Genomic DNA, 13550 nt, shown 5'->3' with positions numbered 1-13550 from the left:
GCGTCAGCCGGACTCGCGCCAGCGGTTCGTGATCGGCAGCCGCCGGTCCTTGCCGAAGCCCTTGGGCGAGATCTTCGTGCCCGGCGGGTACTGCCGCCGCTTGTACTCGGCGGTGTCCACCATCCGCAGCGTCTTCGCCACCAGCGCCGGATCGAACCCGGCTGCGACGATCGCGTCGAGCCCCTGGTCCCGGTCGACGTACATCTCCAGGATCCGGTCCAGCACGTCGTAGTCGGGCAGCGAGTCCGTGTCGACCTGCCCCGGACGCAGCTCCGCGCTGGGCGGCTTGGTGATGGAGGCCTCCGGGATCGGCGGGGTCTGCCCGCGCTCCTCCGCGGCCCGGTTGCGCCACTTCGCCAGCCGGAAGACCGACGTCTTGTAGACGTCCTTGATCGGCCCGTACGCGCCGACGGAGTCGCCGTACAGCGTCGAGTAACCGACCGCCAGCTCCGACTTGTTGCCCGGAGCCAGGACGATCTGGCCCTCCTGGTTGGAGACGGCCATCAGCATCGTGCCGCGCAGCCGCGACTGGAGGTTCTCCTCGGCGAGACCGGTGAGCCCCAGCGACCCCATGTACGCGTCGAACATCGGCTCGATCGGTACGGTCCGGAAGTTCAGCCCGGTACGCCGCGCCAGCTCGGCCGCGTCGCCCTTGGAGTGGTCGGAGGAGTACTTCGACGGCATCGAGATGCCGTACACGTTCTCGGCGCCCAGCGCATCGCAGCCGATCGCCGCGACCAGCGCCGAGTCGATCCCGCCGGAGAGCCCGACGAGCACGCTGCTGAAGCCGTTCTTCGCGGCGTACGCGCGCAGGCCCACGACGAGCGCCGAGTACAGCTCCTCGTCGTCGTCCAGCCGGTCCGCGTACCCTCCGGCCAGCTCCGCCTCGTACGGCGGCAGCGGCTTCTCGGAGAGGACCACGTGGTCGATGCGCAGCCCGTCGTTCACCACACCCGAGGGGGCGTCGGCCGAGGCCGCCGGCAGCTCGAGATCGATGATCACACTGCCCTCGGCGAACTGGGGTGCACGGGCGATCACTTCGCCGCGCTTGTCGACGACGATCGAGTCACCGTCGAAGACCAGCTCGTCCTGACCGCCGATCATCGCCAGATAGGCCGTGGTGCAGCCGGCCTCCTCGGCCCGCTTGCGGACCAGTTCCAGCCGGGTGTCGTCCTTGTCCCGCTCGTAGGGCGAGGCGTTGACCGAGAGCAGCAGCCCGGCCCCGGCGGCGCGTGCGGCCGGTACCCGGCCGCCGTCCTGCCACAGGTCCTCGCAGATCGCGAGCGCGACGTCGATCCCGTGCACCCGCACCACGGGCATCGAGTCGCCCGGCACGAAGTACCGGAACTCGTCGAAGACGCCGTAGTTGGGCAGGTGGTGCTTGGCGAAGTTCAGCGCGATCCCGCCGCGGTGCAGCACCGCGGCGGCGTTGCGCGGGGACCCGGCGGGCTGGCCGTAGCGCGGCGCCGGGAACTCGGAGCGGTCGAGGTATCCGACGACGACCGGCAGTTCCCCGAAGCCCTCCTCGTCGAGACGGGCGGCGAGCGCGCGCAGCGCGTCCCGCGACGCCTCGACGAAGGACGACCGCAGGGCCAGGTCCTCGACGGGGTAACCGGTCAGCACCATCTCGGGGAACGCCACCAGGTGGGCGCCCTGCTCGGCGGAGTGCCGGGTCCAGTGGAGGATCGCCTCGGCGTTGCCGGCGAGGTCACCGACGGTCGAGTCGATCTGATTCAGTGCGAGGCGTAGTTGAGGCACGCCGCCCAGTGTAATCGTCTGACTGACGCGATGTCCTGGCGGGCCGCGCGGAAAGCCGTGCGGCCCGCCGGGGGGACGGTCAGCGGCGGTAGCCGACGACCGTCATCATGCCCGCCTCCGCGTGGTACAGGTTGTGGCAGTGCAGCATCCACAGCCCCGGGTTGTCGGCGTCGAAGTCCACCGTCAGCGACTGCCGGGGCAGCACGATCGCGGTGTCCTTGCGGGCCCCGGACGCGTTCCCGGCCAGCGCGAACGTGTGCCCGTGCAGATGGACCGGGTGCCACATCGAGGTCGCGTTCCGGAACTCCAGCCGGACCCGCTCCCCGGCCCGCACCGGATGGCGCTGGTCGGCGCTGTACGGCTTCCCGTCGAAGGCCCAGTCGTACGCCGCCATCGAACCGGTCAGCCTGATCCGCACCGTCCGGTCCGGCTCACGGACGGGCAGCGCCACGGACGCGTCCGGGGTCAGCCGGTCGGCCGTCACCAGCTGACCGGCCAGCTCCTTCGGCTGCACGGAGGCGGTGGGCGCCGCGCCCGTGCCGGTACGGAGCAGCGCCATCGCGGAGGCCTTCTTGCCCTCGGCCGACGCGGCCAGCGGGAACACCCCGTCCCCGGCGGTCACCAGCACGTCGTACCGCTCGCCCATGCCGATCAGCAGGGCGTCCGTCGTGGTGTGCCGCACGGGGAAGCCGTCGGTGTGCGTGACCGTCATCCGGTGGCCGCCGAGCGCGACGCGGAACGCGGTGTCACCGCCCGCGTTGATGATCCGCAGCCGGATCCGGTCGCCCGGCCGTGCGGTGAAGACGGACGGGTCCTCCGGAGTACCGCCGTTGACCAGGTAGTACGGGTAGCCGACATCGCCCGCGTCACCGCCCAGCAGCTTGCTGGTGGCGCCCATGAGCATGCGCGAGGGACCGGTCCCGGCACCGGCCGACGGCGTGGCCCCCATCGCGTGCCCGCCGTGACCGCTGCCCTTGGTCAGCTCCTGGAGCACCGCGTCGGGGGTGGAGCCGTCCACCCCGTCGAGCCAGTCGTCCAGGACGACGACCCACTCCTTGTCGTACGACAGCGGCTCCTTCGGGTCCTCGACGATCAGCGGCGCGTACAGCCCCCGGTCCAGCTGGACGCCCGAGTGCGGGTGGAACCAGTACGTGCCGGGGTCCGGCACCGAGAACCGGTAGGTGAAGTCCTTTCCCGGTTCGACGGCCCGCTGGGTCAGCCCGGGGACCCCGTCCATGTCGTTGCGCAGGGCGAGCCCGTGCCAGTGCAGCGAGGTCGGCTGCGGAAGGTGGTTGGCGAGGGTGAGGGCGAGCGTGTCGCCCGCGGTGACCCGTACCTCCTTGCCGGGCAGCCGGTCCCCGTACGCCCAGGTGCTGACGGTGTGCCCGCCGCCCAGATCGAGCCGGGACGGGGTGGCGGTCAGGGAGACCTCGCGTACGGGGCCGGAGCCCCGGCGCTTCTCGGCCGCCGCGACCTCGGGGCCGTCGGGGGCCACGTATCCCTCGGGGGCGGCCGTGCCGGACGGCCCGGCATGGTTCATGCCGGAGTGGTCGGTGCTCGTGCCGCCGTCGGAGCAGGCGGCGAGAACTCCGGTACCGGCGAGGGCGATCGATGCGCCGAGGACGGCGCGGCGGGTGTGCTGAGCGGGCATGACTGAGTGCACCTCAAAGATGGTGTCGGTGTGCTGAAAGGGCGGACGGGGGCGCGGTGCGCCTATATCCGCAGTACCGACAGACCAGTGAGGACGGCCTTGCGAGGCCGTGGCGGGGGAGTGAGCCGCGGCCGCCACGGCTCACGGGCCGGGGAGGTTCCCGGCACGCGGTCCACGGGCCGCCGCGCCACCATGAGCGCGGTGAGCAGGGCGAGGCCCCAGACGGAGAGCACGGCGAGGCAGACGGCCATCGGGTCCATGCCCCGCATCGGCGCCGGACGGTCGTGGCGCGGGTGATCCAGGCGCGTGGACTTCCTGGTCTCCGTGGCGTCCGTTGTCTTTGTGGCTTCCGAGCGCTCGGAGCGCCCCGAGCGCGAAGCGGCCGTGGTGTCCGTGGCGTCCATGGCCATCGCGTCCACGCCCGTCGCGGCGGCGGCCATCGAGTGCGAGGCAGCCGTCCCGGTGGCACCCCGCCCGCTGTGCTCCGCCGGATGACCGACGGTGTGCATGGTGAAGATCCCGAAGAGCAGTGCGGCGAACAGCAGCAGCTGCCCGCACCTCGCACTCCTCGTCCCGAACATGCCGGCCACACTACCCCTACCGGGTATGTGAACGGCGGTGGCCCGCCGCCCCGTGCGGCGGGAGGGCGGGCGGCCGGGCCGTCGGGTCGTCGGGCCGTACGCGGTGCGGGTCAGGTGCGGGAGTAGACCTTCTCGGCCCAGCCGGCGATCTGGTCGTCGGAGAGGTGCTGCGCCAGATCGGCCTCGCTGATCATGCCGATCAGCTTCTTGTTCTCGACCACCGGGAGCCGCCGGATCCGATGGTTCTGCATCTCCCGCAGCACGTCCTCCACCTCTGCGCCCGCGTCGATCCAGCGCGGTGTGCCCTGCGCGAGGTCGCCCGCGGTCACCTTCGCGGGGTCCCGGCCGATCGCCACGCAGTCGACCACGATGTCGCGGTCCGTGAGGATGCCGATCATCCGGTCCTGCTCGCCGCTGGCCGAGATGGGCAGCGCCCCGACCTTGTGCTCGCGCATCAGCTGGGCGGCGCGGTCAAGGGTCTCGTGCGCCGGGATCCAGGTGGCGCCGGTGTGCATGATGTCCTTGGCGGTGGTCATGGGGACTCCTCCCGCGTGCCGGTGGGCACTGCCGTACGACCCCGAGCGAACCCATCGTCATGGGCCCGTTCGGGGTACGCGACCGCTATCACCCATTCGGGTGCATTTGCGCTGCCGGGGAACCTTGTGGAGCCCTTCAGGCGCGGGGCGCCGAACCGCGTTCCGTCAGCATCCCGGCCATCGCGTCCAGCTCGGACTGCTGGGCCTCGACCATGCCCTGGGCCAGCCGCTTCTCCACCTTCACGGTGCACAGGCCCGCGCAGCCGCGGGCCATGTCGATGCCGCCCTTGTGGTGGTCGGTCATCAGCTGGAGATACAGGATCTCGGCCTGCTTGCCACTGGCCTCGCGGAGCCGGCCGAGCTCGGTACGGGTGGCCATACCGGGCATGAGGGACCCGTCGTGGGCCTGGTAACCGTCCCCGTGCCCCGACATCCCCTCCATCCCGTCCATATCGCCCATGTCGTGTCCCTCGTGCCCACCGGGACTGGCACTGGCCCCACCGGCCATCCAGGCCATCGGCTCCTGCCCGGCGGCGACCTTGGGCAGCTCCCACAGGTCCAGCCAGCCGAGCAGCATGCCCCGCTGGTTGGCCTGGGTGTTGGCGATGTCGTACGCGAGACGGCGCACGTCCTCGTCCCGCGTACGGTCCCGCACGATGAAGGACATCTCCACGGCCTGCTGGTGGTGGACCGCCATGTCCTGGGCGAACCCGGCGTCCGCCGAGTCCGCCGCGGGCGTGCGCGGGGCGGTCGCGGCCGCGTGGTGGTCCGCCCCGTCGTCCCGCGCGGAGGCCACCGTCGCGGCGCCCGCGAACAGCACCGCGAGTGCGACGGCGGAACCCGCCACCCACCGAGTGCGCCGGGTGCGCTCCGTAACCACCGTCACTCCGCCCCCCGCCCGCCGGTGCACGCCGCGCCCGGCTCGGGCGTCTGCGGCCCCTGCACGTACGCGGAGAAGAACTGCGCCACCCGGGGGTCGTCGGCGCCGTCCACCGTGACCTGCTTGCCCCAGGCACTCAGCATGATCGCGCCCGCCTGGTCCTTGTACGGGCTCATCAGCGAGTACGGGGTCTTCCCGACCCGCTCGGCGAGCTTGTCCAGGTCCGCGGCCGGGGCCTTGTCCGTGTACGTCACCCACACCGACCCGTGCTCCAGCGAGTGCACGGCGTTCATGTCGGGGATCGCCGTCTTGTATACCTCGCCGTCGCAGTTCATCCAGACGGGGGCGTGGTCACCGCCGACCGGGGGCTTCATCGGGTACGTGACGGTCTCGGTGACGTGGTTGCGGGTCAGCTTCTTCGCGTCCCACGTCTTCTCGCCCTCGATCGCGCCGTCGGCCGCGTCCTTGCCGTCCGCCCCGTGCTGCTGCGACCCCTTCGCGTCGGCGGACTTCTGGTCCGCGGCGGCCTCGGTCCTGTCGAGCAGCGTGTAGCTCCCGAAGGCGACGAGACCTGCGACGACGACGGCGCTGAGGCTTATGGCCACCACACGGTTGCGGTGGTCCCGCGTACGGTCGGCGTCGCGCATCTGCTCTGTGCGAGTCCTGCTGTCGTGGCTCTCGTGGCTCATGTCGTGGGTCCTTCTGCGAAGGGGCGATGAGGGTCTGGAACGGGTCGGAAAACCGGTGTGCGCAGGGCGGTTGCGAGGCCGCCGCATCCCGTGCACACCATGGCCGACGATCGTAGTGGGTGGCCGCGTGCTCCATCTCACGTCGTGTGCGTAATCTGGGTGAAATCCCGGGTCGTGATACTGGAGTTTCCCCCCTACCCCGGGCGGTGGTGCACGGACCGTCTGAACTGCAAGGATGTGGCTATGGACAAGCAGCAGGAATTCGTCCTCAGGACACTTGAGGAGCGCGACATCCGGTTCGTCCGGCTGTGGTTCACCGACGTGCTCGGTTACCTCAAGTCCGTGGCCGTGGCCCCTGCCGAGCTGGAGCAGGCGTTCGACGAGGGGATCGGCTTCGACGGCTCGGCCATCGAGGGCTTCGCCCGGGTCTACGAGTCGGACATGATCGCCAAGCCGGACCCGGGCACGTTCCAGATCCTGCCCTGGCGTGCGGAGGCCCCCGGCACGGCCCGGATGTTCTGCGACATCCTGATGCCGGACGGCTCGCCGTCCTTCGCCGACCCGCGCTACGTGCTCAAGCGCATCCTGGCCAAGACCTCCGACCTGGGTTTCACCTTCTACACCCACCCGGAGATCGAGTTCTTCCTGCTGAAGGACAAGCCGGTCGACGGCAGCCGTCCCACCCCCGCGGACAGCTCCGGCTACTTCGACCACACCCCGCAGAACGTCGGGATGGACTTCCGCCGCCAGGCGATCACGATGCTCGAATCGATGGGCATCTCGGTCGAGTTCAGCCACCACGAGGGAGCCCCCGGCCAGCAGGAGATCGACCTGCGGTACGCGGACGCGCTCTCCACCGCCGACAACATCATGACGTTCCGCCTGGTCATGAAGCAGGTCGCGCTGGAGCAGGGCGTGCAGGCGACGTTCATGCCGAAGCCGTTCTCCGAGTACCCCGGCTCCGGCATGCACACCCACCTCTCCCTCTTCGAGGGCGACCGCAACGCGTTCTACGAGTCCGGCGCCGAGTACCAGCTCTCCAAGGTCGGCCGCTCCTTCATCGCGGGCCTGCTGATGCACGCCGCGGAGATCTCCGCCGTGACCAACCAGTGGGTCAACTCCTACAAGCGCATCTGGGGCGGCTCCTCCCGCGCCGCGGGCGCCGGCGGCGAGGCCCCCTCGTACATCTGCTGGGGCCACAACAACCGCTCCGCGCTGATCCGGGTCCCGATGTACAAGCCCGGCAAGACCGGCTCGGCCCGCGTCGAGGTCCGCTCCATCGACTCCGGCGCCAACCCGTACCTGACCTACGCGGTCCTGCTGGCCGCCGGCCTCAAGGGCATCGAGGAGGGCTACGAACTCCCGGCCGGCGCCGACGACGACGTCTGGGCCCTCTCCGACGCCGAGCGCCGCGCGATGGGCATCGAGCCGCTCCCGCAGAACCTGGGCGAGGCGATCTCGCTCATGGAGAAGAGCGAACTGGTCGCGGAGACGCTGGGCGAGCACGTCTTCGACTTCTTCCTCCGCAACAAGAAGCAGGAGTGGGAGGAGTACCGCAGCGAGGTCACCGCCTTCGAGCTGAAGAACCTGCTGCCGGTGCTGTAGGCGTGGGGCGGCTAAGCAGAGGCGCTCGTACGTGACTTCGGGCCGACGGTGCGACACCGTCGGCCCGAAAGCATGTGGACGCGTCAGGCTGCCCCTCGGCCCCCTGAGCCGCCCCGAGCGGGGGTCACCACCGTCGCCGCACGGTCGCCTTGCCGCCGGTCACCAGGCTGGCCGGCGGAACGTCGTCGGCCACGACCGAGCCGGCCGCGATGACCGCGTCGCGGCCGATGCTGACGCCCGGCAGGATCTTGGCGCCGGCGCCGATCCACACGTTCTCGGCCACGTCGATGGGCGCGCCGGTCAGCCATTCCCGTCGCTCCCCGGGATCGACCGGGTGGCCGAGGGTGATGAACATGACGTTGGGTCCGACCATCACCCGCTCGCCGAGCCGGATGCCGGCGTAGTCCAGGAACGTGCAGTTCTGGTTGATGAACACGCGCTCCCCGAGGTCCAGTCGAAGGCCGTGATCCGTGTAGAAGGGCGGATAGATCGTCACTCTCGGCGGCAGCGGCCTGGCGAGGATCTGTTCGAACAGTTCCGCCTTTCCTGCCTCGTCCTCGAAGGGCAGGACGTTCAGGCGGGAGGTGAGCTGGGTGACCCGCAGGACCCGCTCGGACATGGCCTGGAACTCGGGGCTGTGGATGCGCATGAAACGGTCGCTGGGCACGTCACGATCCTTTGTCTTTGTCCGGTGTGCTGGTGTGCCGGTGGCTGGACAGGTCTCGCCGGCCCCCGGCCGGTTCACCTCTGTGGCGCCCAGGCCGGGCGCCAGACCGGCCCGGGGAGCCCCGGCAGGCTGTGGAGGTGGGCGATGATTCCGCGAAGTCCTGGATGCGGATTCGCCGCGGGGAGGATGAGCGAGAGCGGGTAGGCGAGAGTCGGACTCACCACGGGGATGCGACGCAGGTCGTGGTCCGCCGGCCAGGTGTACCGGTCGCGCGCCCCCACGAAGGTGGCCACCTCCGCGGACTCCGCGAGGGTGTCCAGGAGTACTTCGTCCCCGAAGTGCGGGCCCGCCGCGTCGATGCGCAGATCGAAGTCGGTGGCGAGCTGGTCGTAGAACTCCGACCACTCGCTCCGGGGCGCGATGCCCGGCACCCAGATCCGGTGCTCGCGCAACTGCGGTGGCGTCAGTTCGCGCGCGGAGGCCAGCGGATGCCCCGGGCCGACGAGGAGTTCCAGCGGTGAGTCGAACGCGTGGATCATCCGTACGGCGGGCGGCAGGACCGCCGGGTCGGTGACGGTGCGGAACGAGGCGTCGATATCGCCCGCCTCGACGGCGGCGACCGCCACGCGCGGGTCGTTGACCCGGAGGGTCACCACGTCCAGCTCGGTTCCGGGACGCGACCGCCAGTAGTCGTGCAGCATGACGGACTGTGCGCTCCGCAGACCGAGGACATCGATCCGAAGGGCCCGGGAGCCCGGCCTGACGGCGCTGACGGCGCGCTCGACACCCGCCACGATGCTCCGCGCGTGGGGGAGGAACGCCTGGCCGTCGAGCGTCAGCTCCACCCCTCGGGGGGTGCGGGTGAACAGGCGGACCTCCAGCTCGCGCTCCAGGGCGGCGATCCGCTTCGAGACCGCCTGCTGTGTCACGCCCAGCTCATCGGCGGCGTGCCGCAGCCGTCCCAGCTCGGCGGCCCGGACGAACGTGCGCAGTGCCTCGGTGTCCACCGGTTCAGTCTAGGTACGTACAACTGATCGTTGTGGCCGGCGAGGATCGGTTGTGGGTACCCGCACGGGCCTGCGCGGGCGGTGCCCATATGATCCGGCCCATGGTGATTGCGACGGTTCGGGAGTGGCGCGACGAGGAAGGGTGGGGCGTGCTCGATTCCCCCGAGACCCCCGGCGGCTGCTTCGGCCACTACTCCGACATACAGAAGCGCGGTTTCCGCACCCTGACGCCCGGACAGCGCGTGGACCTCGTCTGGGAAGCGCCCGGCTTCAAACAGGACGGGTACGACTACCGCGCGCTGAGCATCGTGCCGCGGTCCGACTGACGTCCACAGTCGCCCCGGAGCCATCGGTGACCACCTGCGGGCACGGGCCGGATCCGCGACCGCGCCTCTACTGACTATTCGTCAGTTCTCTGCGATAGTGCGCGCCATGCCGGACGAATCGGGAGCAACGAGGGGTGCGCCTCACGGCGCGCCGGATGTGCTGGCACCGGCCCGGCTGGGGCCGCTGAGGCTGCGTAACCGGGTGATCAAGGCCGCGACCTTCGAGGGCGCCACCCCCGAGGCGCTGGTCACCCAGGAGCTCATCGACTACCACCTGCGCCCCGCGGCGGGCGGTGTCGCCATGACCACCGTCGCCTACTGCGCGGTGTCCCCGGAGGGCCGCACCGAGCGCCGCCAGCTGTGGATGCGGCCCGAGGCGCTGCCGGGGCTGCGCGGGCTGACGGAGGCGGTGCACGGCACCGGGGCCGCGGTCTGCGCCCAGCTGGGCCACGCCGGACCGGTGGCGGACGGCCGCTCCAACGGACTGCCCGCCCTCGCCCCGATGGCCGGCTTCAACCCCCTCAGCATGCGCCGCAACAAGGCGGCCACCGCCGATGACATCGCCCGCGTCGTCGAGGCCCACGCCGAGGCGGCGTTACTGGCGGCCGAGGCCGGCTTCGACGCCGTGGAGATCCACCTCGGCCACAACTACCTGGCCAGCGCCTTCCTCAGCCCCCGTCTGAACCGCCGCACCGACGCCTTCGGCGGCTCCCTGCGCTCCCGCGCCGCCGTGGCGCTGGGCATCACCCGGGCGGTACGCGACGCGCTGGGCGACCGCATCGCCATCACCGCCAAACTGAACATGAAGGACGGCGCGCCCGGCGGGCTCACCCTCGACGACAGCCTCCAGGTCGCGCGCTGGCTTGAGGAGGACGGCTCGGTGGACGCCCTCGAACTGACGGCGGGCAGCTCCCTGCTGAACCCGATGTACCTCTTCCGGGGCGACGCCCCCATCACCGAGTTCGCGGCCAACTTCCCGCTCCCGCAACGCCTGGCGATCCGGGCGCTCGGCCGCACCTTCTTCCGCACCTACCCGTACCAGCCGCTCTACCTGCTGGACGCCGCCCGGCAGTTCCGCGCCGCGTTGCGGCTGCCGCTGATCCTCCTGGGCGGCATCACCGACCGCCAGGGCATGGACCGCGCCATGGCGGAGGGCTTCGACTTCGTCGCCATGGCCCGCGCCCTGCTCCGCGAACCCGACCTGCTGCACCGCATCGAGCGCGACACCGCCACCCGCTCGGAGTGCATCCACTGCAACCGCTGCATGCCCACGATCTACACGGGGACCCATTGTCCGCTGATCGACGGACGGTAGGGCGTTGTGCGGGGGCTGAAGGGCCGCGACCCCAAGACTGGTCCATCCCTTCAGGTGTTTGTCTCCTCCGAAGGAGGGGTCTCTTCCCAAGTGTGCTGTTCGGTATGGCCGGCGAACAGGCCGCAGCCCTCCCCGCCGGGCCGCAGGTCGGCCGTCGTGCAGTCCGACAGCGTGGCCAGGCCCACATCGGTCCCGTGCCACCAGAGCCACAACGCGGTGCCGTAGGACAGGTCGTCGAGGAAGCCGTAGTGCCTGTCATCGTCGTGCGTGGACAGCTGGCACTGAACAGCGCGGTCAACACATCCCGAGGGAGCCCGTTCCCGTGCGTCCTGGGCCAGGTTCAGGGGCAGCCGACGCCAGCGTGTGCACTGCATCACGGCACCATGCGGAGGGGGCTTGTCGAGTCCCGCTCCTGCCTCGCGCACAGCGGGCACGCACACGGCGGGAACCCGAAGGGGCTGATGGGTACCACCGGGTCCTTGGCCAACGACACTTCCGTCCGTGGCCCCCACGTCCGGCCGGAGTCACGGGAGACCCGGAGCGTCATGATCACACGCTGTTCCTCGCCGGGGCCGTGCGCCAGTGTTGTGTGGTCCCGGCGGCGTGTCTCAGCTGTGGCTCTCGTGGTCATGGCCTCGCTCCTGCGTGCGTTTCGGTGCTCTTCCGGGTCAACAACCAGGTAAGCGGGTGGAGTCGAAGGTCTCCACGGCATCGATGAGGCACTCTTGACGCAGATCCGGGCATGGGGCGCGGAGGCGGCCGAAATCGCGGGAGGAGGGCGTCATGAGGCTGGCGAAACGGCGCAGGACCCTGGGCTACAGTCAGGAGAAATTGGCCCAGTTACTCGGTGTTGACCGCACAACGGTCGGGCGCTGGGAAAGCGGAAGAATTGATCCGCAGCCGCCTCAGCGGCGAGGCCTGGCCATCGCTCTCGAAGTCAGTCTCGAAGAGTTGGACGCTCTCCTGGCACCAGCGCGAACCGCAGACCGGGATAGCGGCGGGCACCAGTCCAGCGAGCCCTCGAACGCGGGAGACCCCGACGAAATGATCCGCCGCGAATTCCTCCGCATTCTGACCATCAGCGGTGCGCTGAGCGTTCTGCCGGTCGAGGAGGCCGAGGCCCTCGTCGAGGGTGTGCACAGAGGGAACCCGGCCGACTTCGCACGTATGAACAGCCATCTCTGGCAGGTTTACCAGCTGGCCCGCTCCAAAGGTTCTGTCTACCCCGTGGTCCGGGATCAGCTGACAACACTGAACCAGGCCCTGGCGGGCAATCGCGGGAGCCGTGGCGCTCTGCTGAGCGCGGCAGCTGACCTGTTTCAGCTGGCCGGCGAGGTGGCGTTCGACGGCAGCCGGTATTCCGATGCCGTGGCTTCGTACGTGTTGGCGGCGTCGGTCAGCAAGGATGCCGCGACATATGACCTGTGGGCTTGTGCCCTTGTCCGACATGCCTACGTGGACATGTCCGAGCAGCGCTATCGGCAAGTGGTGCAGATGCTCGGTGCAGCCGCGCGACTTGCCGGCCGGGGCGACAGCAGCCTCTCGACCCGGCATTGGGTCGCCTCGGTCCAGGCGGAGGCATACGCGGGTCTCGGTGACCTGGATGGCTGCGAACGTGCCATGGACCGGGCCGAGTCGGTCCGCGACCTCGCTGCCGACAGCGTCAACGGTGGCTGGCTCCGCTTCGACGGTACGCGTCTGATCGAGCAGCGCGGGTCCCGCTACCTACAGCTGGGCCGCCTCGACTTGGCGGAGGACGCGTTGCGCAGAGCGCTCAAGCAGACAGCCCTGGCATCCGGGCAGTCGTACCGGCGGCGCGGAGCTGTGCTGACCGATCTTGCAGTCATCGGCGCGAAGCGGCGGGATACCGAACAGGTCGTCGCGTACGGGAACGAGGCCATCGGCCTGGCCCGAGCCTCGGGATCCGGCTACGTCGCCCGTAGACTCCGAGCCCTGTGCGACGAGTTCGGCCCCTTGAGCCGTGACCGACGAGTGGCTGAACTGGGGTCGGAGATCGCCACGTTGGGCACGCCGTGACGAGAGGGGTGGGCATGTCGCAGATCGAAGGTGCACGACTGTTCCGGGAGACGTGGATCGCGGGAGTGCACCAGCACTTTCCCGGGGAGCCCAAGGCCGGGTACGTCACCCCGTGGGACGACATCCCGCAGTGGGAGCGTGAGGCGGCGGGGTCGGTCTACGAACAGGTGCGGCACTTCATCGACCTCAGTGGCGGTCACACGTCAAGGCTCTCCCGTGAGCAGAAGAGCCGTTTCGTCGCCACCTGTTGGACGGCCCAGATGTTCAAGCACTTCGAGGAGCCGAAGCCCGGGTACGTGGCCGACTGGCCCGGCCTGCCGTCCTGGCAGCAGGAGACCGACGCGGATATCTTCGAGGCCATCGAGAAGGCACTGACCTGACTGCGATGCCCCGCTGACCCGGGCCGGCGAGCCGGCTACGGGGCCAACGCCTACGCGTGAGGGCCGACGGTCACCATGACCGCCGGCCCTTCTCCGTGTTCCCCCGCCCCCGCCCCCC

The 13550-nt window shown here is 70.2% G+C and carries 14 protein-coding genes; 5 read left to right on the top strand and 9 right to left on the bottom strand.

Translation table 11 applies throughout. From position 1 onward, the window contains the following. Positions 1-3 precede the first annotated feature (3 nt). The 6 genes from ACIO3R_RS06130 to ACIO3R_RS06105 all read right to left on the bottom strand — a co-directional run bounded on the left by ACIO3R_RS06130 (position 4) and on the right by ACIO3R_RS06105 (position 6053). The gene (locus tag ACIO3R_RS06130; protein WP_385035984.1) at positions 4-1758 is read right to left on the bottom strand and encodes an NAD+ synthase; all 1755 of its coding nucleotides are present in this window, start codon (positions 1756-1758) and stop codon (positions 4-6) included. Between the two features lie 79 nt (positions 1759-1837). Beyond that, the gene (locus ACIO3R_RS06125) at positions 1838-3409 is read right to left on the bottom strand and encodes a multicopper oxidase family protein (RefSeq protein ID WP_402103736.1); all 1572 of its coding nucleotides are present in this window, start codon (positions 3407-3409) and stop codon (positions 1838-1840) included. 62 nt (positions 3410-3471) lie between these two features. Continuing rightward, positions 3472-3990, bottom strand: coding sequence for a hypothetical protein (locus ACIO3R_RS06120; RefSeq protein ID WP_402103732.1), 519 nt, complete (start codon positions 3988-3990; stop codon positions 3472-3474). Positions 3991-4100: 110 nt separating this feature from the next. Further along, positions 4101-4526 (bottom strand): CBS domain-containing protein, encoded by a 426-nt coding sequence (locus ACIO3R_RS06115; protein WP_385346594.1) that lies wholly within the window; start codon positions 4524-4526, stop codon positions 4101-4103. Between the two features lie 136 nt (positions 4527-4662). Continuing rightward, positions 4663-5373 (bottom strand): DUF305 domain-containing protein, encoded by a 711-nt coding sequence (locus ACIO3R_RS06110; protein ID WP_402103729.1) that lies wholly within the window; start codon positions 5371-5373, stop codon positions 4663-4665. A 35-nt stretch (positions 5374-5408) separates the two neighbouring features. Then, positions 5409-6053 (bottom strand): DUF3105 domain-containing protein, encoded by a 645-nt coding sequence (locus tag ACIO3R_RS06105; protein WP_385035990.1) that lies wholly within the window; start codon positions 6051-6053, stop codon positions 5409-5411. A 285-nt stretch (positions 6054-6338) separates the two neighbouring features. On the opposite strand from ACIO3R_RS06105, the gene glnA reads away from it, so the two are divergent. Beyond that, entirely contained in the window at positions 6339-7700 is a 1362-nt protein-coding gene (glnA, locus tag ACIO3R_RS06100) for a type I glutamate--ammonia ligase (protein WP_123526403.1), read from the top strand. 124 nt (positions 7701-7824) lie between these two features. On the opposite strand, the gene ACIO3R_RS06095 is transcribed toward glnA, so the two are convergent. Together ACIO3R_RS06095 and ACIO3R_RS06090 are read right to left on the bottom strand one after the other, a co-directional pair. Next, positions 7825-8367 (bottom strand): sugar O-acetyltransferase, encoded by a 543-nt coding sequence (locus ACIO3R_RS06095; protein WP_385035979.1) that lies wholly within the window; start codon positions 8365-8367, stop codon positions 7825-7827. Between the two features lie 74 nt (positions 8368-8441). After that, positions 8442-9374 carry a LysR family transcriptional regulator gene (locus tag ACIO3R_RS06090; RefSeq protein WP_402103725.1) on the bottom strand — a complete coding sequence of 311 codons (933 nt, stop codon included), beginning with the start codon at positions 9372-9374 and terminating at the stop codon, positions 8442-8444. Between the two features lie 101 nt (positions 9375-9475). On the opposite strand from ACIO3R_RS06090, the gene ACIO3R_RS06085 reads away from it, so the two are divergent. Next, positions 9476-9700 (top strand): cold-shock protein, encoded by a 225-nt coding sequence (locus ACIO3R_RS06085; RefSeq protein WP_385035977.1) that lies wholly within the window; start codon positions 9476-9478, stop codon positions 9698-9700. Positions 9701-9806: 106 nt separating this feature from the next. Further along, positions 9807-11015: an NADH:flavin oxidoreductase gene (locus tag ACIO3R_RS06080; RefSeq protein ID WP_402103722.1), complete on the top strand. Its 1209-nt coding sequence runs from the start codon at positions 9807-9809 to the stop codon at positions 11013-11015. A gap of 50 nt (positions 11016-11065) precedes the next feature. Here ACIO3R_RS06080 and ACIO3R_RS06075 read toward each other — a convergent pair whose 3' ends face one another. Next, positions 11066-11389 (bottom strand): hypothetical protein, encoded by a 324-nt coding sequence (locus ACIO3R_RS06075; RefSeq protein WP_402103719.1) that lies wholly within the window; start codon positions 11387-11389, stop codon positions 11066-11068. A gap of 409 nt (positions 11390-11798) precedes the next feature. On the opposite strand from ACIO3R_RS06075, the gene ACIO3R_RS06070 reads away from it, so the two are divergent. Then, positions 11799-13052: a helix-turn-helix transcriptional regulator gene (locus ACIO3R_RS06070; RefSeq protein WP_402103715.1), complete on the top strand. Its 1254-nt coding sequence runs from the start codon at positions 11799-11801 to the stop codon at positions 13050-13052. A gap of 14 nt (positions 13053-13066) precedes the next feature. Then, positions 13067-13432 carry a hypothetical protein gene (locus ACIO3R_RS06065; RefSeq protein WP_385035973.1) on the top strand — a complete coding sequence of 122 codons (366 nt, stop codon included), beginning with the start codon at positions 13067-13069 and terminating at the stop codon, positions 13430-13432. The last annotated feature ends 118 nt before the right edge of the window (positions 13433-13550 follow it).

Source organism: Streptomyces sp. NPDC087428 (assembly GCF_044744085.1).
Lineage (GTDB): Bacteria > Actinomycetota > Actinomycetes > Streptomycetales > Streptomycetaceae > Streptomyces.
Note: the sequence above shows the minus strand (reverse complement) of the source record. Positions and strands in the feature narration are given on the sequence as shown.

Coding starts and splice junctions, on each gene's coding strand:
- ACIO3R_RS06105 (WP_385035990.1), bottom strand. CDS start 6,053: ATGCGCGACGCCGACCGTACGCGGGACCACCGCAACCGTGTGGTGGCC.
- ACIO3R_RS06120 (WP_402103732.1), bottom strand. CDS start 3,990: ATGTTCGGGACGAGGAGTGCGAGGTGCGGGCAGCTGCTGCTGTTCGCC.
- ACIO3R_RS06125 (WP_402103736.1), bottom strand. CDS start 3,409: ATGCCCGCTCAGCACACCCGCCGCGCCGTCCTCGGCGCATCGATCGCC.
- ACIO3R_RS06070 (WP_402103715.1), top strand. CDS start 11,799: ATGAGGCTGGCGAAACGGCGCAGGACCCTGGGCTACAGTCAGGAGAAA.
- ACIO3R_RS06085 (WP_385035977.1), top strand. CDS start 9,476: ATGGTGATTGCGACGGTTCGGGAGTGGCGCGACGAGGAAGGGTGGGGC.
- ACIO3R_RS06080 (WP_402103722.1), top strand. CDS start 9,807: ATGCCGGACGAATCGGGAGCAACGAGGGGTGCGCCTCACGGCGCGCCG.
- ACIO3R_RS06065 (WP_385035973.1), top strand. CDS start 13,067: ATGTCGCAGATCGAAGGTGCACGACTGTTCCGGGAGACGTGGATCGCG.
- ACIO3R_RS06075 (WP_402103719.1), bottom strand. CDS start 11,389: ATGCAGTGCACACGCTGGCGTCGGCTGCCCCTGAACCTGGCCCAGGAC.
- glnA (WP_123526403.1), top strand. CDS start 6,339: ATGGACAAGCAGCAGGAATTCGTCCTCAGGACACTTGAGGAGCGCGAC.
- ACIO3R_RS06115 (WP_385346594.1), bottom strand. CDS start 4,526: ATGACCACCGCCAAGGACATCATGCACACCGGCGCCACCTGGATCCCG.